Source organism: Rhizobium sp. HT1-10, from assembly GCF_049472505.1.
In the GTDB taxonomy this organism is placed as follows: Bacteria; Pseudomonadota; Alphaproteobacteria; order Rhizobiales; family Rhizobiaceae; genus Rhizobium.
Genome location: NZ_JBCEBQ010000001.1, coordinates 762,234 through 781,596 on the forward strand (window position 1 = coordinate 762,234; position 19,363 = coordinate 781,596).

General features: G+C 61.8%; 24 protein-coding genes. 10 read left to right on the forward strand and 14 right to left on the reverse strand.

What is annotated here, in order from left to right:
- Positions 1–17 precede the first annotated feature (17 nt).
- The 6 genes from VH564_RS03775 to hemB form a co-directional block, all read right to left on the reverse strand.
- A complete protein-coding gene (locus VH564_RS03775) occupies positions 18–410 on the reverse strand; it encodes a type II toxin-antitoxin system death-on-curing family toxin (RefSeq protein WP_423338462.1) in 393 nt (130 codons plus the stop codon).
- Positions 407–628, reverse strand: a complete 222-nt coding sequence (locus VH564_RS03780) for an AbrB/MazE/SpoVT family DNA-binding domain-containing protein (RefSeq protein WP_423338463.1) — start codon at positions 626–628, stop codon at positions 407–409. The genes VH564_RS03775 and VH564_RS03780 overlap by 4 nt, the downstream gene beginning before the upstream one ends.
- 65 nt (positions 629–693) lie before the next feature.
- Positions 694–1,581: a DMT family transporter gene (locus tag VH564_RS03785; RefSeq protein ID WP_423338464.1), complete on the reverse strand. Its 888-nt coding sequence runs from the start codon at positions 1,579–1,581 to the stop codon at positions 694–696.
- Positions 1,582–2,355: an arginyltransferase gene (locus tag VH564_RS03790; protein ID WP_423338465.1), complete on the reverse strand. Its 774-nt coding sequence runs from the start codon at positions 2,353–2,355 to the stop codon at positions 1,582–1,584.
- Between the two features lie 163 nt (positions 2,356–2,518).
- Positions 2,519–2,977: an RDD family protein gene (locus VH564_RS03795; protein WP_423338466.1), complete on the reverse strand. Its 459-nt coding sequence runs from the start codon at positions 2,975–2,977 to the stop codon at positions 2,519–2,521.
- Positions 2,978–3,412: 435 nt separating this feature from the next.
- On the reverse strand, positions 3,413–4,426 hold the full coding sequence (hemB, locus tag VH564_RS03800; RefSeq protein WP_423338467.1) for a porphobilinogen synthase: 1,014 nt from the start codon (positions 4,424–4,426) through the stop codon (positions 3,413–3,415).
- A gap of 132 nt (positions 4,427–4,558) precedes the next feature.
- Between hemB and VH564_RS03805 the strand changes: the two genes are divergently transcribed.
- The 3 genes from VH564_RS03805 (at position 4,559) to VH564_RS03815 (ending at position 6,127) form a co-directional block, all read left to right on the forward strand.
- Positions 4,559–4,996 carry a DUF6163 family protein gene (locus tag VH564_RS03805; protein WP_423338468.1) on the forward strand — a complete coding sequence of 146 codons (438 nt, stop codon included), beginning with the start codon at positions 4,559–4,561 and terminating at the stop codon, positions 4,994–4,996.
- Between the two features lie 130 nt (positions 4,997–5,126).
- Positions 5,127–5,642 carry a transcriptional regulator LdtR gene (gene ldtR / locus VH564_RS03810; protein ID WP_423338469.1) on the forward strand — a complete coding sequence of 172 codons (516 nt, stop codon included), beginning with the start codon at positions 5,127–5,129 and terminating at the stop codon, positions 5,640–5,642.
- 212 nt (positions 5,643–5,854) lie between these two features.
- Positions 5,855–6,127 (forward strand): hypothetical protein, encoded by a 273-nt coding sequence (locus VH564_RS03815; RefSeq protein WP_423338470.1) that lies wholly within the window; start codon positions 5,855–5,857, stop codon positions 6,125–6,127.
- 317 nt (positions 6,128–6,444) lie between these two features.
- Here VH564_RS03815 and VH564_RS03820 read toward each other — a convergent pair whose 3' ends face one another.
- Both VH564_RS03820 and VH564_RS03825 read right to left on the reverse strand, forming a co-directional pair.
- Positions 6,445–6,687 (reverse strand): hypothetical protein, encoded by a 243-nt coding sequence (locus VH564_RS03820; RefSeq protein ID WP_423338471.1) that lies wholly within the window; start codon positions 6,685–6,687, stop codon positions 6,445–6,447.
- 146 nt (positions 6,688–6,833) lie between these two features.
- Complete coding sequence (locus VH564_RS03825; RefSeq protein ID WP_423338472.1) at positions 6,834–7,211, reverse strand: winged helix-turn-helix transcriptional regulator; 378 nt, start codon at positions 7,209–7,211, stop codon at positions 6,834–6,836.
- A 93-nt stretch (positions 7,212–7,304) separates the two neighbouring features.
- Here VH564_RS03825 and VH564_RS03830 point away from each other — a divergent pair, with 93 nt between their 5' ends.
- Positions 7,305–8,369 carry an SDR family oxidoreductase gene (locus VH564_RS03830; protein WP_423338473.1) on the forward strand — a complete coding sequence of 355 codons (1,065 nt, stop codon included), beginning with the start codon at positions 7,305–7,307 and terminating at the stop codon, positions 8,367–8,369.
- 238 nt (positions 8,370–8,607) lie between these two features.
- On the opposite strand, the gene pqqE is transcribed toward VH564_RS03830, so the two are convergent.
- The 6 genes from pqqE to VH564_RS03860 all read right to left on the reverse strand — a co-directional run bounded on the left by pqqE (position 8,608) and on the right by VH564_RS03860 (position 13,053).
- Entirely contained in the window at positions 8,608–9,726 is a 1,119-nt protein-coding gene (gene pqqE, locus VH564_RS03835; RefSeq protein WP_423338738.1) for a pyrroloquinoline quinone biosynthesis protein PqqE, read from the reverse strand.
- Positions 9,727–9,731: 5 nt separating this feature from the next.
- A complete protein-coding gene (pqqD, locus tag VH564_RS03840) occupies positions 9,732–10,031 on the reverse strand; it encodes a pyrroloquinoline quinone biosynthesis peptide chaperone PqqD (protein ID WP_423338474.1) in 300 nt (99 codons plus the stop codon).
- The gene (pqqC, locus tag VH564_RS03845) at positions 10,028–10,831 is read right to left on the reverse strand and encodes a pyrroloquinoline-quinone synthase PqqC (protein WP_423338475.1); all 804 of its coding nucleotides are present in this window, start codon (positions 10,829–10,831) and stop codon (positions 10,028–10,030) included. The genes pqqD and pqqC overlap by 4 nt, the downstream gene beginning before the upstream one ends.
- Positions 10,794–11,699, reverse strand: coding sequence for a pyrroloquinoline quinone biosynthesis protein PqqB (gene pqqB, locus VH564_RS03850; RefSeq protein WP_423338739.1), 906 nt, complete (start codon positions 11,697–11,699; stop codon positions 10,794–10,796). The genes pqqC and pqqB overlap by 38 nt, the downstream gene beginning before the upstream one ends.
- A gap of 31 nt (positions 11,700–11,730) precedes the next feature.
- Positions 11,731–11,826, reverse strand: a complete 96-nt coding sequence (gene pqqA, locus VH564_RS03855) for a pyrroloquinoline quinone precursor peptide PqqA (protein WP_423338476.1) — start codon at positions 11,824–11,826, stop codon at positions 11,731–11,733.
- Positions 11,827–12,135: 309 nt separating this feature from the next.
- The gene (locus VH564_RS03860; RefSeq protein WP_423338477.1) at positions 12,136–13,053 is read right to left on the reverse strand and encodes a DUF1003 domain-containing protein; all 918 of its coding nucleotides are present in this window, start codon (positions 13,051–13,053) and stop codon (positions 12,136–12,138) included.
- 566 nt (positions 13,054–13,619) lie between these two features.
- Between VH564_RS03860 and VH564_RS03865 the strand changes: the two genes are divergently transcribed.
- The 6 genes from VH564_RS03865 (at position 13,620) to VH564_RS03890 (ending at position 19,354) form a co-directional block, all read left to right on the forward strand.
- Positions 13,620–14,924: a L,D-transpeptidase family protein gene (locus VH564_RS03865; RefSeq protein WP_423338478.1), complete on the forward strand. Its 1,305-nt coding sequence runs from the start codon at positions 13,620–13,622 to the stop codon at positions 14,922–14,924.
- Between the two features lie 161 nt (positions 14,925–15,085).
- A complete protein-coding gene (gene glyA, locus VH564_RS03870) occupies positions 15,086–16,384 on the forward strand; it encodes a serine hydroxymethyltransferase (RefSeq protein ID WP_423338479.1) in 1,299 nt (432 codons plus the stop codon).
- Positions 16,385–16,393: 9 nt separating this feature from the next.
- Positions 16,394–16,870, forward strand: coding sequence for a transcriptional regulator NrdR (nrdR, locus tag VH564_RS03875; protein WP_111220512.1), 477 nt, complete (start codon positions 16,394–16,396; stop codon positions 16,868–16,870).
- A gap of 3 nt (positions 16,871–16,873) precedes the next feature.
- Entirely contained in the window at positions 16,874–17,953 is a 1,080-nt protein-coding gene (gene ribD / locus VH564_RS03880; protein ID WP_423338480.1) for a bifunctional diaminohydroxyphosphoribosylaminopyrimidine deaminase/5-amino-6-(5-phosphoribosylamino)uracil reductase RibD, read from the forward strand.
- Positions 17,953–18,573 (forward strand): riboflavin synthase, encoded by a 621-nt coding sequence (locus tag VH564_RS03885; RefSeq protein WP_423338481.1) that lies wholly within the window; start codon positions 17,953–17,955, stop codon positions 18,571–18,573. The genes ribD and VH564_RS03885 overlap by 1 nt, the downstream gene beginning before the upstream one ends.
- Before the next feature lie 211 nt (positions 18,574–18,784).
- Complete coding sequence (locus VH564_RS03890; protein ID WP_423338482.1) at positions 18,785–19,354, forward strand: cytochrome b; 570 nt, start codon at positions 18,785–18,787, stop codon at positions 19,352–19,354.
- Positions 19,355–19,363: the final 9 nt, after the last annotated feature.

Here is a 19,363-nt window from a genome sequence, read left to right on the forward strand (position 1 = left end):
GAGGTGGCCTGCCGGATTTACTCCGGCAGCGACACGCTCATGTCGCGCAGGAAGCGTGTCGCGCCTTCCTCGTCGATTTCGCCGGCGGCGACGGCGAGGACGAATTCGATGATCATGACTTCCTCGGCGTCGATCAGATATCCGTTGATGTAGAGAAATGTGAACGCTGCCAGGAAACCGGTCCGCTTTTTTCCATCCGAGAACGGGTGGTTTCGGGTCAGGCCATAAAGGTAGGCGGCCGCCAGTACGAACAGATCCTCCTCGCCGTAGGCTGCTTTGTGTAGGGGGCGAGCCAGTGCCTCCTCCAGGGCGTTCTCGTCCTTGAGGCCGGGAAGTCCGCCGTGCTCGGCCAGTTGCTCGCTATGAATGATCTCGATAGCTTGGCGCGTAAGCCATTTCGGATCGCTCATTTTGCCAGCTCGCGCAGCGCGACGCGATATTTCTGCATGCCGATGCGTGCAGCCTTCAACTGCTCCGCCAAGTCTGCCTTTTGATGCAGCAACTCAAGGCCGTTGTCGACTTCACGCAGCTCAAGCGTATCGCCGCTTCTAAGGCCTAGCTTCTCCAAAACTTCCTTCGGGATGATAACGCCTTCGGAATTGCCGATCTTGCGGATGGTTACCTTCATGCTCATCACTCCATTGTTACAGCGGAGTTATAACATCGGCCGGCTTAGCGCTTAACGGCATGCCATCACTCCGCCAACGCCACCTTTCGTCCGTTGGTCCGAGCCTGCCAGAGCGAATGGCCGGCCAGCGCCACCGTCATGATGAAGCCGCCAAGGAGCGTCATCTGGCGCGGCGTCTCGGCGAAGATCATCCAGATCCACACCGGCGCCAGGATCGTTTCGAGGAGATAGAACATCGCGACTTCCGGGCCGGAGAGGTATCGGGGTCCGGTCGCCAGGCACCAGAAGGCAAGCGGCATCATCAAGGCGCCATCCAGTATGATCCAGAAAGGGTGATCAACGACGAAGCCAGTCGGCAGGACGTGGGAAAGCCCGAGCGCCGCCGGGATAACGGTTGCGAGCAGCGGCATGAAGCCCATGCCGCGCCGAGAACCTCTGCCGATGGTAATGGCACAGGCGGTCGCCAGTGCCGAGATGGCAGACAGCAGGTCGCCGAACCAGTGGCCGGCATCAATGCCATCGCCAACGATCAGCCCAACCCCCACGACCATGGCCAGCATTGTGAGGATTGTGGCGTTGGATGGTCGTTGCCCGGAAACGAGCCAGGAGAGCAGGGCCGTGAACATAGGATTGAAGGCGAGGATGAAAACGACGTTGGCAGCGCTGGTATAGTAGACGGCAAGGATGAAGGTGACGGTGCCAATGCCGTAGAACAGACCCACCCACAAGCCGATCCAGCCCGGCAGCAGCTGGCGCCATGGACGCCCGGCTGCCCTGAGGAGAAGGAGGAGGAGGATGGCAACGCCGAGAGTCACGACATTGCGCAAGCCGAGGATCGACCAGGCTTCGCCTTCCGACATTCTGATAAGCGGAATGTCCATCGAGAGCGCCAGCCCTCCGATGGTCGTCAGCAAAAGGCCTTTGCCGTGGTCAGATAATGCAGCAATTCCCATTCAGCCCGCTTTGCCGTCGAGTTCCGGCGCGGCGAAGCGTTCCCAGCCCCGTGGCGTCAGGTGTTCTTGCGGCTGGTAGCGGGTCTTGTAGTCCATCTTGCGCGATCCCTTGACCCAGTAGCCGAGATAGACGTGCGGCAGCCCAAGCATCTGCGCGCGGCGAATATGATCGAGGATCATGAATGTTCCGAGCGAACGCTTGTCGAGGTTCGGGTTGTAATAGGAGTAGACCATCGAAAGCCCGTCGCTCATCACGTCGCTGAGGGCTGCAGCCAGCAGTTCCCCGGTCGGACGCTCCTGCAGGCCAGAGCCTTCCTCGCGGCGACGATATTCGATGATGCGCGTGTTGACGTGCGTATCTTCGACCATGATCGCATAGTCGAGGACAGTCATGTCCGACATGCCGCCCTGTTGATGGCGATCGTCGAGGTAGCGGCGAAACAACGAATATTGCTCGCTGGAAGGCTGGGCGGGAAATTCCGTTGCGATCACGTCGCTATTGGCCGCCAGCACACGGTTCATCGAGCGGGTCGGCTCGAACTCCTGCGCAAGTATGCGGACGGAAACACAGGCGCGGCAGGCCTCGCAGGCGGGACGATAGGCGATGTTCTGCGAGCGGCGAAAGCCGCCTTGGGTCAGGATATCGTTCATCTCCGCCGCACGCGCGCCGACCAGATGCGTGAACACCTTCCGCTCCATCTCATGCGGCAGATAGGGGCAGGCAGCCGGAGCGGTCAGATAGAACTGCGGAGATGGCGTTGTCTGCGTGTTCATCAACCGTAAATCGACCTCTCGTCCGTCGTCAAAAACAATCACTCGCTGATAAGCATGGCGAAAGAATGCGAAACGTCAACAGCATCGCGCAACCCGGTCGGGTTGTTTTGTCGCTTCTTTCAAACAAGCGGTGATTTTTGTCGCAAACTTAGCCGGATTGTGTTCAGACCGTCCGTACAGTCACGGTTCCGATCAGCAAATCATGCAGCAGTCGACTGCGGTCGGTGAAAAGCCCGACCAGCAGCACCAGCGGCGTCAGCACCGAATTGAGGATCCAGAACAGGACGAGATGGACGATGGCCGTCATGAAATCGATACGTTGACCGTCAATGCGGCGCATCGCGATGCCGACGGAGCGCATGCCGAGCGACGCCTGCGCTGGTCCGCCGACCGTCATGCCGAAGTAAAGTCCCGCAACGATGACGAAGAGCGGCGGGTAGAGAAAGAAGAAGAGCCCCAGCGTGGCCACGGAGACGAAGAACAGCACGATGCCGGCTGGGATGCACAGGAGGGCAACGATGAAATAGTCGAGGATGAAGGCGAACACGCGACAGCTGAGCACGCCGCTATAGGTGCGCCAGTCGTCCTGTACGGCGGGAATTGGGCTGGGGTTCAGCGACATCATCGTGCTCCAAGTTGGCGTCCCCGAAAATATGGTGTGGACGCGGGAAAATCGCAAGAGCGAGGGCGAGAGGCGGTGCTTGCGTCAAGGAGGCGGCCTGCCAAAACCTATGTCCGTGGTGTTGACGCCCTCACGGCATATTTGTCGATGGGCCGGGACTCACCCCATCCCTCATGCCTGCGCCTGTCAGAGGCATCCAGCCGTCGCGCGTCTGCGCGGCAAGAGGACAGCATGTGTCGCGAAGTGGTCTCCGGCCCCGCAGACGCGGCGCACTGGATCCCGCCACAAGAGCGATGGTGAGGGGAGGAGGGTGGCGCGCCAGGAACAAAGTCGCCAATGGAGTAAAAAGCATGCCAGCCAACAGCAGCGCAGCCAACAGCTGCGGACCCGCAACCGTGCCCTCGCAACACTCCCCAGCCCACACTCACACCACGCTTAGCCCTTGGCCAGCGCTTTGGCCACGTCGACCGCAAAATACGTCAGGATGCCGTCGCAGCCGGCGCGCTTGAAGGCCAGCAAGGTTTCCATCATGGCGCGGTCGCCGTCGATCCAGCCGTTCATCGCCGCCGCCTTGATCTGCGAATACTCGCCAGACACCTGGTAGGCATAGGTCGGCAGGCCGAAGGCCTCCTTCAGCCGCCAACAGATATCGAGATAGGGCAGGCCCGGCTTGACCATCAGCATGTCGGCGCCTTCCTCGACGTCCATGGCTGCCTCCCGAACCGCTTCGGTGCCGTTGGCAGGATCGACGTAATAGCTCTTCTTGTCGCCCTTCAGCAGCCCGCCGGTATTGATTGCCTCGCGGTAGGGCCCATAGAAGGCGGAAGCGAACTTCGTCGCATAGGACATGATGCCGACCATCTGGTGCCCATGCGCATCGAGCCCGCGCCTTATGGCACCGATGCGACCGTCCATCATTTCAGAGGGGGAGATGATATCGGCGCCGGCATCGGCCTGCAGGATTGCGGCCGCAACGATCTGGTCGACCGTCTCGTCATTGACGATCTCGCCATCGCGCAGGATGCCGTCATGGCCATGGCTGGTGAAGGGGTCGAGCGCCACGTCGGTGATGACACCGATGTTGGGCACCGCCTTCTTGATGGCTGACGTGGCGCGGTTGATCAGGTTGTTGGCGTTGAGGCTCTCCGAGCCGGTCTGGTCGCGCAGCGCCATCTCGACATCGGGAAAGGTCGCCAGCGCCGGGATGCCGAGATCGGCCGCCATCTTGGCGGCTTCCACGGCCTTGTCGACGGTCATCCTGTTGACCCCCGGCATGGCCTTGATCGGATCGACGATGCCCGTGCCGGGAATGAGGAAGATCGGCCAGATCAGGTCGTCGACCGTCACCCGGTTCTCCTGCACCATGCGGCGCGTCCAGTCCGCCTTGCGATTGCGACGCATGCGCCGGTGGCTGGTAATTTGATCGACCAGATGGGTCTTGTCCGACATGTCAGTCGTCCTTTGTCTCTATAGGTGCATGCCGCGCTTGTTAGCATGCCGCCGCCATGAAACAAAACCAGACGAAAGGCCGCAGCCATCAAGCCGCTGGCGAGGCGAGGATTGCCCCCCTATGATTTGCCCATGAAACATGATTCTTCCGCCATCCCGAAGCGCAGCCTGCTGGACATCCTGTTCATCGTCTTCCTGCGGCTGATCGCCATTTCCTGCCTGTGGTTCGGCCTTCAGTACTGGTCGATGCTGGTCGGCTATTCGCTGGAAGGGAAGGCCCGCTTCGATCTCCTTAACCTGCCCTGGAAGGTGGCGGGGGCGGGACTTGCCGTCGTTTTCCCCGTCGCCGCCCTCGGGCTCTGGCTGACGGTATCCTGGGGGCCGGTCATCTGGCTTTGCGCGGCCGGCGGCCAGGCGCTGATGTATGGGGTCTGGCCACAGGTCTTCGGTAGCAATCCGCTGATCATGATCCTCAATGCCGGCGTCGCCATTCTCTACTGCATCTTTCGCGTCCTCCTTCACCTGGAGAAGCGCCACCGCCGCGAAAGTGTAATGGTTGATTTACCCTGAGACACATCTGTCTTTTGGTAAGGTGCTGTTAAGCCTGCAGTTTAAGTAGAATTTTATGTGTATTCGATAGTGTCTGTCTCAAGGCGGGAAGAAAACCAACACCGCCAAACAAAACAGTGAGGCAGTCATCATGAACACGAAAATCAAGCCGCAGGCCGTGTCTCCCGCCCAGGACCAGAAGGTCGAAGCCATCCGCGATCTCTACATGGAATCGCTGCATCTGGTCGAGCGTCTCCACCGCCGTCTCCTCGATGTCATCAAGGACGAGTTCGACCGCCAGGGCCGCAGCGACGTCAACGCCATCCAGGCACTGCTGCTCTTCAACATCGGCAACTCGGAACTGACCGCCGGCGAACTTCGCTCACGCGGCTATTATCTGGGCTCGAACGTTTCCTATAACGTTAAGAAGCTGGTCGACCTCGGCTTCATCAATCACCAGCGCTCGCGCATCGACCGTCGCTCGGTCCGCATCAGCCTGACCGACAGCGGCCAGGACATCGCGGAAACCGTCGCCAAGCTCTACGAGCGCCACATCGGCTCGATCGACAAGGTCGGCGGGATCGGCACCGACGAATTCACCCAGATGAACAAGCTCCTGCAGCGCCTCGACCGCTTCTGGAACGATAGCATCATGTACCGCCTGTAAAATTCGCTAGGGCCGTTATCCCAGATGGCCCGACCGAGACCTCCAGTTGGTGCTTGACGGCGCGATCGTGCGGTAACGCATGGTCGCGCCCGTTTGCGTCGGGCCTGCGGGGAATCGTGGACGAAACAGAGGTAGCCGTGGCGTCTCCCCTCACAACCTTGTTTATTCGGAGGTGAACGGTAGTTAAGCGATACAACACAAGGGGGTTAGCCGTGGGATTGATGAAGTGGCTGGGCTGGGTGCCGCTTAGCGAATACAATTCCATCGCGGATCGTCAGCAGGATCTGTTGGATACGATCAGCAGACAGTCCGATGAAGTCGCCCGACTGAAGGCCGATCTGGCGGTGACGGCCGAGCATCACGACGAGGTAGCTGTAATGTTGAACGAAGCGATGGAAACCGCGACAAATGCCGTCGGTTTCGTTGCCATACTTGACGCTGCGAAAAAGAAGCTCGAGCGCCGGCTGGCAGTTGAAGTCGATTGAAGTCACCGACCGGTGAAAAGACCGATTGACGTATTTGACGGCCGGTAATCGGGCAATTGCCCGTCATTTTGCCAAATTGTTCGCCAATCCCAAACGCTGCGTTCCCTGCTGCACTGCACAATCGTCACAGAAATGCAATAAAAACAATGCTATCCCACGCCCGGACAGATCATGTGCCATCTGCAAATTCTGCCGGGCCGTTATCCCAGATAACCCGGCGGAGACCTCCAGCTGGTGCCTGAAGGGCGCGACGGTGCAGAAGACGCACGGTTGCGCCCGCTTGCGTTGTCGCGCGGCACTTAAGGACTGAAAGCCGGTTAGCGGCTGATCTTGGTCATCAGCGCGCGGCCGGCATTGCGGATGGTCAGGGCCGAATCTGCCATCGGCGCAACGAGGCCGGCAGCGATGGCGGACAATAGTGCCTCGGCATAGTCTTCGCCTTCGAGGCCATGCTTCTTCGAATGATTGAGGACAGCGCCGCGGGTCGAGGTCGGCGAGGCGCCGAAGCGGTTGTTCTGGAAAGCGTTGACGATGATCAGGTATTTTTCGTCCAGGGTCATGATAGCTCCAATACGGGTTGCGCTGGTGCTAGCAGTAAGCGGTGTCAGTAGATACAAGCGTTACGCCCAAGCGGTCGATTTCGCGACGAATTCGTGACGGATGGCGTTTTTCTCTGTCGTTACGTGCCTTCGAGCCATTCCCGCAGCTAGCCGCGCCGCCGCGATGTCGGCCTTGATCCCAGTTGGTCCAAGGCCGCCGCATGGGATTTGCCCCATGCATAGAGCATCTCGATCGGCTCGACGAATTCGACGCCAAGCGGCGTCAGGCTGTATTCGACGCGCGGCGGCACGACATCGAAGACCTGGCGCGTCACCAGCCCGTCGCGTTCCATTTCCCGTAAGGTCTGGGTCAGCATCTTCTTGCTGATACCCGGGAGGCTTCGCTGCAGGATGCCGGTCCGGCAGGTGCCGCCGTGCAGGGTGTGCAGCGCATGCAGCACCATGCTCGTCCATTTGACGCTGAAAAGTTCCAGCACCCGGCGCGGCGCACAGTCCTCTTCATGCGTCTCGATCTCGGCTTTCATGGGTACCTCCTGGTGACTATGGCACTGAACGGTGCCTTCTAGCAGAGGCGGCATGCCTTGCCTATTTCCTGCTCCTTGCAAAGGAGTTTCCCCATGACGAAATCAGCCCTCATCATCGGCGCCACTGGCATCGTCGGCAACAATCTCGCCCGCCACCTCATTGAAAAGGGTTTCGAGGTCTCTGGCCTTGCCCGCAATCCGGCCAGCGACATCGCCGCCCTACGTCCGATCGCAGCAAACCTGCTCGAGCCCGACAGCCTCGCCGCGGCGCTGCGCGACGTCAAGCCGACCCACGTCTTCTTCAGCACCTGGTCGCGCCAGGCGACGGAAGCGGAAAATATTCGCGTCAACGGCGCGATGGTGAAGAACCTTCTGGATGCGCTGCGGCCGCACCAGTCGGTCGAGCACGTGGCGCTGGTCACCGGCCTCAAGCATTATCTCGGTCCCTTCGAGGCCTATGGCAAGGGCGTGCTGCCGGCGACCCCGTTTCGAGAGGAGCAGGGCCGCCTGGATGTCGATAATTTCTACTATGCCCAGGAAGACGAGGTCTTTGCCGCCGCCAAAACCGATGGCTTCTCTTGGAGCGTCCACCGTCCGCACACGATCATTGGCTATGCGCTCGGCAATGCCATGAACATGGGCGTGACGCTCGCCGTCTACGCCTCGATCTGCAAGGCGACCGGTCGCCCCTTCATCTTCCCAGGCTCGCCGATGCAGTGGAACGGCCTGTCGGACGTTACCGACGCGCGACTGCTCGCCCGCCATCTGGAATGGGCGTCGACCACGGATGCGGCCAGGAATCATGATTTCAACGTCGTCAACGGCGATGTCTTCCGTTGGAGCTGGATGTGGCAGCGCATTGCCGCCTGGTTCGACATCGAGCCGCAGCCGCTGCCATCGGAGACGACGCCGCTGGAAGGCCAGCTCGCCGATGCCGGGCCGATCTGGGCCGAGATCGCAACCAAGAACAGTCTCGCCGAAGCTGATATCGGCAAGCTCGCCTCCGCCTGGCACACCGACGCCGACCTCGGCCGTCCCATCGAGGTCATGACCGACATGGGCAAAAGTCGCAAGCTCGGCTTCCTGGACTACCAGGCGACAGACGACAGTTTTACGGATCTGTTCACCCGACTGCGGGATGCGCGCATCATTCCGTGACATGGTTGACGCTGGTGCAACACGCGCGCCGGCGCTCCGCCGACACAACGCAGTCTCCGTCATCCTCGGCCTTGTGCCGAGGATCTACTGCGCCAGCGATTTTAACCGCTTGCAGATCCTCGGGACAAGCCCGAGGATGACGACGGACGGAGTGTCAAGCCGCAAGATGGCTGGATTGCTGCGACCAGTGCGGCAACGAGTATTGTTGGCAATCAGCGACGGTCAGTGGATGCGCCACCTATCGTCCGCGATAGACAAACGACGGCGGTACCGCCAGCGAGTCGGCCATGGCCTGCGCGGTAAGCCCTTTCCGCAGCGGCGAGAATACGCAGACCGGGTCGGTGGCGGCGGGGTCGCCGGCAAGGGCCATGGCCTGGCAGCGGCAGCCGCCGAAATCGATGTGCTTGCGGTCGCAGGAGCGGCAGGGTTCCTGCATCCAGTCATCGCCGCGATAGGCGTTGAAGGCAGCGCCGTCGTACCAGATCTCCTCAAGCGGACGTTCCGTCGCATTGTCGAATGCCAGGCCGACGATGGTCTCGGCCGCGTGGCAGGGCAGAACCTTGCCCGACGGCGTGACGTTGAGCCCGATGCGTGCCCAGCCGCCCATGCAGGCTTTTGGAAAGCGCGCATGGTGATCGGCGGGCACATAGTCTATGACAAGCGTGCCTTCCAGCCGCTTGCGGGCTGCCTCGACGAAGGCGTTGGTTTCCTCGACCTGTTCCAGCGTCGGCATCAGCGCCTGCCGGTTGCGATCCGCCCAGCCGTGGAACTGCACGGTGGCGATTTCGATCCGCCGAGCGCCCAGCGCAATGGCGAGATCGAGCATCGCGCCGATCTCCTCCATGTTCTGCTTGTGGCAGACGGCATTGACGGTAAGCGGAATACCCGCCGCCCGCGTCCATTCGGCGACAGCCATTTTCCGCGCATAGCCGCCCTTGTAGCCGCCGACATGGTCGGCCTTTTCAGGCGTGACGCCCTGGATCGACAGTTGCAGGTGATCGAGCCCGGCGTCGGCGAGTTCGGCTATTCGCGCCTCGTTCAGCCCGACGCCCGAGGTGATGAGGTTGGTATAGAGACCGAAGCCTGCAGCGGCCCGCGTCAGTTCGACGAGGTCGCGGCGCGACGCCGGCTCGCCGCCAGACAGGTGCAGGTGCAGCACGCCCATGGCCGCGGCCTGGCGAAAGATCTCGATCCATTGCTCGGTGGAAAGCTCGGCATTGGCCCGCACCAGTTCAAGCGGATTGGAGCAATAGGGACAGGCGAGGGGGCAGCGGTGCGTGAGCTCCGCCAGTAGCGCCATGGGCGGCGGCGCGGCGATGCGGCGGGCTTCCGCCATCCGCGCTTCCGTCTTGACGATGACGTTCACTTGACGATCTCCAGCATCCGGCGGTTGGCGAACTCCTGCGCGAAGGTGACGATGTCCGCAAGGATCTCATCCTTCGGCGCGCCGAAGTCGAGCGCAAATGCCTCGGCGATGGCGTCGAGGCTGCGCACGCCGTCGAGGGCGCGCACGATCGTCACCGCGATTTCATCCAGCGCCAGTGCCCGCTCCGGCGCCAGCAGCACCATCTGCTTGCGGACCGGGTCCTCATGAAGACGCACGCCGCGCGGCAGCTTGATGATCGTTGCGCCGGTAATGGTCACGGTCTGCTGTTCGCTCATGGGTTCGGTCCTTTCGGGATGTCGTCGTCGGGCAGGAAGCGGGTGACCGCCTCGCGGCCATCCCAACCGCCCGGCGGAATGCGCCCCGGCGTCACATAAGCTGAGAAGAGGGCGTCGAGCTGCGACCAGAGGACATCGGTCTTGAAGGTCAGAGCTGCGGCGGCCGCGTCCTGCTTCTCCAGCGTGTCGGCATGGTCAAGCACATAGCCGAGACCGAACTCGACCTCCTCGGGTGCCTCGTTCAAGCGCTGGCGGAAATAGGCGAGCGCCCGGTCGTCGGCGAAGGCGTAATGCTTCAATAGCCCGGCAATGCGGTCGGCATGGATTTTCGGCGCGAACATCTCGGTCAGCGACGAGGCGACGGCTTCGAGCATGGGCTTATCGCGTACGAAATGCACATAGGCGTCGACGGCAAAGCGGGTGCCGGCCAGCACGCCCCTGGTCGAGGCGACATAATCCGGATCGAGCCCGACGGCTTCGGCGAGCTTCAGCCAGCGGCGGATGCCGCCGCCTTCTTCGACGCCGCCGTCGTGATCCTCGATCCGCCGGCGCCAGGCGCGGCGCAGATCGGGATCCTCCGACCGCGACATGAAGGCCGCATCCTTCATCGGGATGCGGCTCTGGTAATAGTAGCGGTTGATCACCCAGGCCCGCACCTGCGTCAGGCTGCACTCGCCGCCATGCAGCATCACGTGGAAGGGGTGCTTGTCATGATAGCGCTCGGCGCCGATCGCCCGCAGGCGGCTCTCGAATGTCTGTCTGTCAGGGGTCTCGGGCAAGGCTGATCTCCATGCCGTCATGGCCGACCTCGAAACCCGCATTGAAGACCTTGTCGCGGGCCGGGCCTTGTCGCCAGATCGGATTGGTGTTGTTGATGTGGACATAGATCTTGCGCTTTATCGACAGGCTGGACAGCGCCTCGAGGCTGCCGCCGGCGCCGTCGATCGGCATGTGCCCCATGCGCCTGCCTGTCTTTTGGCCGGTGCCGCTCACCAGCATCTCGTCATCGGTAAACAGCGTTCCATCGAAGAGCAGCAGATCGGCGCCGTCTATACGCGCCGAAAGCGTCTCGGTGAGGGCGGCGCAGCCCGGTATGTAATAGGCTCGGCGATCGCCGGCGGTCAGCTCGATGCCGATGGTCTGCTCGCCCTCGATGCCGATCTCGGGTTCGGCGCCCTCGAGAAACAGCGGCACCTTTCCAGGCACTGCGAAGAGCTTTGCGTCGAGCCCCGGCAGCAACGGGAAGGCGCTGTCCAAGGCGATGGTCCGTCGCGCCACGAACGCTGGGTCGAGCGCGTCGAAGACCGGATTGTCCTCGATGATCGCGGCCAGCGCCTCGGTCATGAAAAGCTCGAAAGCCTGCTTCTCGCGCAGCACCAGCAGGCCGGAAATATGGTCGATATCGCCATTGGTGACGACCACGCTGCGGATGGGCGAATGGCGTAGCGCGCGCGGGTGAAGCTGGCGGTTGTCGCCGATCTGCTGGCGGATATCCGGAGAGGCATTGAGGATAGCCCAGTTCTCGCCGTCTACACTGACGGCAATCGACGACTGGGTCTGGGGAGAAAGTCCGGATCCTTCGACCCGGGCCATCCTGCAATTGTCACAGCCGCAATTCCATTGCGGCAATCCGCCGCCGGCGGCCGTCCCGAGCACGAGAAAGTGCATGATTGTCAAACCCGTGCTCCGCTTGCCGAACCTAGAACAGGATCGGTTCGCTGCCGTCAGCCGGTGCGTAACGGTTGATTTCCATGCCGCAGCTGACTTCGATGAACTTCGGTGCGTGCCATTTCATGATGGATCTCCTGGTCGTTGGTTGGAAGGGAGCAACGCGCTCCAGCCCCTTAACTTCGGTTCGCCCGAATACGTTCCTCGGATCGATACGAATGTCGCGGATCGCTCGCGCCGCTGGCCGAAGCCGGGACACGAGGTGAAGGCTGTTGCAACGCCCGTTGCCTTGCTAACGGTATCTGGCGCTTGGTTTCAGGTCTTCAAGACTGTCTGAACGGCAGGGAGGCGCCTTTACCGCTGCTTGTTCTCAACATCCCGTGATCGGATGCGACTGCCTACGCCGGCGTCGGCGATGTGCTTTGCAGTTACCGCCTTATTCGACAAGGCCTTCCGGCGGTAACGGGGCAATGACCTTCTTGGGCGCAGCCTTCTTGCGCACCGTCTTTGCCTTGGTGGCCTTGCTGACCTTCAGGGCTCGACCTGCGGCCTTCGCCTGCTCGAGCATCATCTCGATCTGGATCTGCTGAATTTCCGTCAGTCGCTCCCACTGCCGATTGAGCAGGTGATCGACCTTTTCGTGCAGATGACGAATTTCCAGTTCCGCCTTCAGGTTGACCTTGTAGTCGTTCAAGGCCCGCAGCCGGTCCTTGGCCTCCTGCCGACGCTGGCTCATCATGATTACGGGCGCCTGCAGGGCGGCGATGGTCGACAGGATGAGATTTAAGAGGATGAAGGGGTAGGCATCGAAGGCGGCCGTTGCGCCCATGATGATGTTGATGACCATCCAGATGCCCAGGAAGGCGCAGAAGGAGATGATGAAGGTCCAGCTGCCGCCAAACGACGCGACCACGTCCGACATGCGGTCGCCGATCGAGCGGTGGTCCTCGTAATCTTCTTCGATGTTTTCGGCCAGCGTGTCGTGGGTCTTCAGGCTCTCGACCACTTCGTCTTCCAGGGTCGACAGTTCGCCGCGCTCGTCCTTGAGCAGTTCGGCGATATACTGCCCACGATACTCGTCCATCACCTTGCGACTGAGATAATCGTCGGACCGAATGCCCGGATGTTTTTGCCGGACGAACTCCGCCAGCGACGGCCGGAGGTCGTCGAAGTGAACGGCATCTTTCTTCTTCAGCGCCGCCCCGGTGATCGCGTCGATCAGCTTGACCGATTTCGCCTTCGCCTGGGCCAGGCTGCGGGTGTAGTCGTCCATCTCGACGGTCGCGGCTTCGCCTTGCCCGGAGTCGAAATCGACCATGCCTTCTTCCGTCGCGATCATCTCTTCTTCGGCCATGGGGTTCTCCGTTTGGTGTTTGGTCCAGCTGCAGATCGGACAGGCGTTCATTTGGCTAGGATCGACCTATGTCGATTCGCTTTTACAGGGCTGATCTCAAGAGGAAACAGACCGGGTATGAGCATATTCAATTACCGGCACCCTGTGGATTTTCTGCCACGGAGGCAACCTTGTTTGCAGTGCAACCATGACGGACGATTTTCCTGATTGACGACCCCAGCGCATACATTATGAGCAGGTCCAGACGGATGTTCGTCAAAGCGAACCCACGACTGCATCGACGGGGCGCCCGAAGGTCCGGCTTGGCTACGGCCAAGATCCCTGCTGGGCGACACGAATCGGCCATATTGGTATGACAGCGGAAATGCTGAAAAAGCGCGCGCGGGGTCGCTGGGATCCTTTGGTTTGCAGGGCGTTTGCCTCGCAACATTGTGATTGCCACACCCCTGTTTTTAACTGGCGTCGGCGCAACGGTTAGCGCGTTCGGGCGTTAGGTTCGTGAATTGCCGAGGGCTTTCGGTTATGGCCGCGGACGATCATCGTCGCCGGCGTTGAATGGTAGGGTTATGTCGAAGAAAAACGGAATTGTAGACTTCTCGCGCCGCGCCTTCCTGCGATCTGCAGCAACCGTCGGCGCCATCGCCGCAGCTGGGCCGGTTTTCGCGCAGTCGGCGCTCGATGATATTATCAATGCACCGAGCCGTGGGTCCTGGGACGATCAGTTCGACGCAAAATCTGCCTCCCGCACGGCGGCTGCGATGGTGTCGAACACGCCGATCCTGAGCCCTGATTCGGTTGCCAACATCCAGCAGGCCATCTCGCAGTATCAGGCAATCGCTTCGAACGGCGGCTGGCCGCAGATCAATGTCGGCGACAGCAAGTTGCAGCTCGGCGTCACGGACCCGATGGTGGAAACCCTCCGCCAGCGCCTCGCGATCACAGGCGATCTGCCACGCGAAGCCGGCATGTCGCCTGCGTTCGACTCCTATGTCGACGGTGCGGTCAAGCGCTTCCAGGCCCGTCACGGCCTTCCCGCCGATGGTCGCCTCGGCGAGTACACGGTCAAGGCGTTGAACGTGACGGCCAACGTCCGCCTGCAGCAGTTGAACACGAACCTCATCCGCCTGCAGACCTTCCCGGCCGATCTCGGTCGCCGCCACGTGATGGTCAATATTCCGGCGACCTATGTCGAGGCGGTGCAGGACGGCCAGGTGGCATTGCGCCACATGGCGATCGTCGGCCGCATGGCGCGCCCGACCCACATCATCAATTCGAAGATCTTCGAGGTCATCCTCAATCCCTACTGGACCTCGCCGCGCTCGATCGTCGAAAAAGACATCATGCCGATCATGCGCAAGGATCCCACCTACCTTGCCAAGAACAACATCCGCCTGTTCGACCCCAAGGGCACCGAAGTGGCGCCTGAGTCGGTCGACTGGAATGCCGACAAGGCACCGAACCTGATGTTCCGCCAGGACCCGGGCAAGAACAACGCCATGGCATCCGCGAAGATCAACTTCTACAACCCGAACAACGAATACATGCACGACACGCCGGAGCAGGGCCTGTTCAATAAGCTGATGCGCTTTGACAGCTCCGGCTGCGTTCGCGTCCAGAACGTACGCGACCTCGTCGTCTGGCTGCTTGGCGAGACGCCGGGTTGGCCGCGCCAGCATATCGAGAGCGTCATCGCCAGCCGCGTCAACACGCCGATCAAGCTGCCCGAGGAAATCCCGGTCTATTTCGCCTACATCTCCGCCTGGGGTGCCGGCAATGGCGTCGTGCAGTTCCGCGACGACATCTATCAGCTCGACGGAAATGCCCAGCTGGCGCTGGACACGACGCAGGGCATGGAAAAGCCGGTTCAGTAAACCCAGCCACCGGATAGTTATCGAAAGCCGCGCCTTCTGCGCGGCTTTCGTGTTTTCGAGCCCCCCACACCGCGGTTGGCCCAGCAAATGTCGCGGATCGTCTTGCCCTCGCACAGTCGCAACGCTAAGACGTCATGCATTCCAGATCCGGAGATTTGACGATGACCAATCCTTCAACCGAACCCTTCTTCAATCGCCCGCTTGCCGAGGCCGATCCTGAAATCTTCGGCGCGATCACCAAGGAACTGGGTCGTCAGCGACACGAGATCGAGCTGATCGCCTCCGAGAACATCGTCTCGCGCGCCGTATTGGAAGCGCAGGGCTCGATCATGACCAACAAGTATGCCGAGGGATATCCGGGCAAGCGCTACTACGGCGGCTGCCAGTTCGTTGATATCGCCGAGGAACTGGCCATCTCGCGCGCCAAGCAGCTGTTCGGTGTCGAGTTTGCCAACGTCCAGCCGAATTCGGGCAGCCAGATGAACCAGGCCGTCTTCCTGGCGCTGCTGCAGCCGGGCGACACCTTCATGGGCCTCGATCTCAATTCGGGCGGTCACCTGACGCACGGTTCGCCCGTCAACATGTCCGGCAAGTGGTTCAACGTCGTTTCCTACGGCGTGCGCGAAGGCGACAACCTGCTCGACATGGAAGAAGTCGCCCGCAAGGCCGAGGAAACCAAGCCGAAGCTGATCATCGCCGGCGGCACCGCCTATTCGCGCACCTGGGACTGGAAGCGTTTCCGCGAGATCGCCGATAGCGTCGGCGCCTACCTGATGGTCGACATGGCCCACATCGCCGGCCTCGTTGCCGGTGGCCAGCATCCGTCGCCGTTCCCCCATTGCCACGTCGCCACGACCACGACCCACAAGTCGCTGCGCGGCCCGCGCGGTGGCATGATCCTCACCAATGACGAGGGTCTGGCCAAGAAGTTCAACTCGGCCGTCTTCCCAGGTCTCCAGGGCGGCCCGCTGATGCACGTCATCGCCGCCAAGGCCGTGGCCTTCGGCGAAGCGCTGAAGCCGGAATTCAAGGAATATGCCGCCCAGGTCGTGAAGAACGCCAAGACGTTGGCCGAAACGCTGATGGCCGGCGGTGTCGACGTCGTCTCCGGCGGCACGGACAACCACCTGCTGCTCGTCGACCTGCGCAAGAAGAATGCCACCGGCAAGCGCGCCGAGGCGGCGCTCGGCCGCGCCTACATCACCTGCAACAAGAACGGCATTCCCTTCGACCCTGAAAAGCCCTTCGTCACCTCGGGCGTTCGCCTGGGCACACCGGCCGGCACGACGCGCGGCTTCAAGGAAGCCGAGTTCAAGGAAATCGGCAACGTCATCATCGAAGTCCTCGATGGCCTGAAGGTCGCCAACTCCGACGAAGGCAATGCCGCCGTCGAAGCCGCCGTGCGTGAAAAGGTCTTGAACCTGACCAATCGCTTCCCGATGTACGACTACATCGGCTGAGGGATTTAAATGCGCTGCCCATATTGCGGGACGGAAGACACCCAGGTGAAGGATTCGCGTCCGGCGGAGGATAACACCTCCATCCGCCGGCGGCGCATCTGTCCTGAATGCGGCGGTCGGTTCACGACTTTCGAGCGCGTGCAACTGCGCGAACTCATGGTCACCAAGAAGACCGGGCGCAAGGTGCTGTTCGATCGCAACAAGCTGGTGCGCTCTTTCGAGATCGCCCTGCGCAAGCGTCCCGTAGACCGCGACCGCATCGAACGGGCCGTCTCGGGCATCGTCCGTCGGCTGGAAAGCTCCGGTGAGACCGAGATCAGTTCAGAGCAGATCGGGCTTCAGGTTCTGGAAGCACTGAAGACGTTGGATGATGTCGCCTTCGTCCGCTACGCCTCCGTCTATCGGGATTTTTCCCATGCCGAGGATTTTGAGAAGGTCATTGCCGAGATCAACGCCAAGATCGCCCGCGATCCGCTGGACGGCTGAGCGATGACAGCGGTCACTGTCGATGACGAAGGGTTCATGGCGCAGGCCATCGCCGTCGCGCGCCGTCATCTCGGCCAGACCAGCACCAATCCGTCTGTCGGCTGCGTCATCGTCCGGGACGGTGCCGTCGTCGGCAGCGCCGTAACCGCCATTGGCGGTCGCCCGCATGCCGAGCCACAGGCGCTCGCCGAAGCCGGTGAGGCAGCGCGCGGCGCCACCGCCTACGTGACGCTCGAACCCTGTTCCCATTACGGCCGCACGCCGCCCTGCGCCAATGCGCTGATCGCGGCGGGCGTCGGCCGCGTCGTCGTCAGCGTCACCGATCCCGATGCGCGCGTCGCCGGCCGCGGGCTGGCCATGCTGCGCGCCGGCGGGATTACCGTTGATACCGGCGTGCTCGAGAAGGAGGGCGCCCGGTCGCTGGCCGGCTATCTCATGCGCCAGACGCAGGGACGCCCCCATGTCACGCTAAAGATTGCCGTTTCCGCCGATGGCATGATCGGCAGATTGGGCGACGGGCAGGTGGCAATTACCGGTGCCGAAGCCAGGGCTGAAGTGCAGCAACTGCGGGCCGAGAGCGACGCCATTCTTGTCGGCATCGGCACTGCCATCGCCGACGATCCGCTGCTGACGTGCCGGGAGCCTGGGCTGGAACAGCGCTCGCCGATCCGTGTCGTGCTCGACCGCCGGCTGGAATTGCCGCTTGGCTCCAAACTGGCGATGACCGCGCGGGATGTGCCGGTGATCGACGTCGGTCTCCCGCATGGAGAGAAATCCGCCGCGCTCCGGGCCCTCGGCATCGAGGTGCTCGAACAGGACCCCGCCGACCTCGCGACCCTGCTGTCGACGCTGGGCGGTCGTGGTATTTCCTCGCTGCTGGTCGAAGGCGGCGCCCGAACCGCCCGCAGCTTCCTCGATGCCGGGCTCGTCGATCGCATCCTGTTGTTCCAGGCACCGATCTCGATCGGTGCGGGTGGTCTTGCATCGCCCGTGACAAGCACCAATATCCCTGCCACGTTCAAACTTATCAGCACCGCACACTTTGGGCGCGACCGCTGCGACACCTACGAAAGAGACGTCTGATGTTCACCGGAATTGTCACCGATATCGGCACTGTCGAAACCGTCTCGCCGATGAAGGAAGGCATCAAGCTGCGCGTTGCCACCGTCTATGATCCCGAAACCATCGCCATGGGCGCGTCGATCTCCCATTCCGGCATCTGCCTGACGGTGACCGGCCTGCCGGAAAGCGGCAGCAACGACCGCTGGTTCGAGGTCGAGGCCTGGGAAGAAGCACTGCGCCTGACCACGATCGGCACCTGGACAGCCGGAACGCACATCAACCTCGAGCGCTCGCTGAAGATCGGCGACGAACTCGGCGGCCACATCGTGTCTGGTCATATCGACGGCAAGGCCGAGATCCTGTCGGTCACGGAAGAGGGCGACGCCACCCGCTATCGGCTGCGCGCGCCCGAGCATCTGGCGAAATTCGTGGCGCCGAAGGGCTCGATCGCGCTCGATGGCACCTCGCTTACCGTCAACGCCGTCGCTGGCACCGACTTCGACGTGCTTCTGATCCGCCACACGCTTGAGGTCACCACCTGGGGCGAGCGCAAGGCCGGCGATTTCGTCAATTTCGAAGTCGACACGATGGCCCGCTATGCAGCACGGCTGGCCGAATTTCCCGCTGCGCAGGCGGGTTGACGCGCAGCCAGCGTCCCTGCCGAACGTCATCTGTCCAGCCGAAATTGCCCGATCGTTTCTTCGCTTTAACCCTGGCGTCAGGAAAGGGCGATAGTCGGAGCTTGCGCGGCCTCAATGCAGGCCGCTGGAAACCGAGGCACGACAGGTCTGCCTCGAGTGCGTGGATTGCATGGGGCATCGCCCAGCATTCACGAAGCAGCAGGAACTCCCAATGTCCATCGAAGTCATGTCGCCTCGGCCCGCCGACGTCAGTCCCCGCTACGATCGCTGGACGATCTGTCTGCACTGGCTCTCCGCGTTGCTGGTCATCGCCCTGTTCGCGTCCGCCTATGTGTGGGACGACCTGCCGAGGGGCACGCCGCTGCGCAAGACGCTGCAGTCCGTGCATATCTCGATGGGCATCCTGTTTTCCGTGGTGTTCGTCGTCCGGATATTCTGGCGCAGCACGGGTGGGCGCAAGCTCGCCGCGCTGGAGACGGGTCTCCAGCGTATCCTGTCGAAAAGCCTCCATCACCTGTTGTACCTGCTGCTCGCCGCGCAGGTCGTGCTCGGCTATATCTTCCGCTGGACCCAGGGTGAGCCCTTCATGTTCTTCGGCCTGTTTTCGATCCCCAACCCGCTGGAAACAAACAAGGACCTGTCGCACTGGTTCGGCTGGCTGCACAATTATGCTGGTTGGACGATCATCATCCTCGCCTTCGGCCATGCGGTCGCAGCACTCGGCCATCATTATTGGCTGCGCGATGGCGTTCTGCGGCGGATGCTGCCGGCCGGCCGCTGAGGCGCGGCC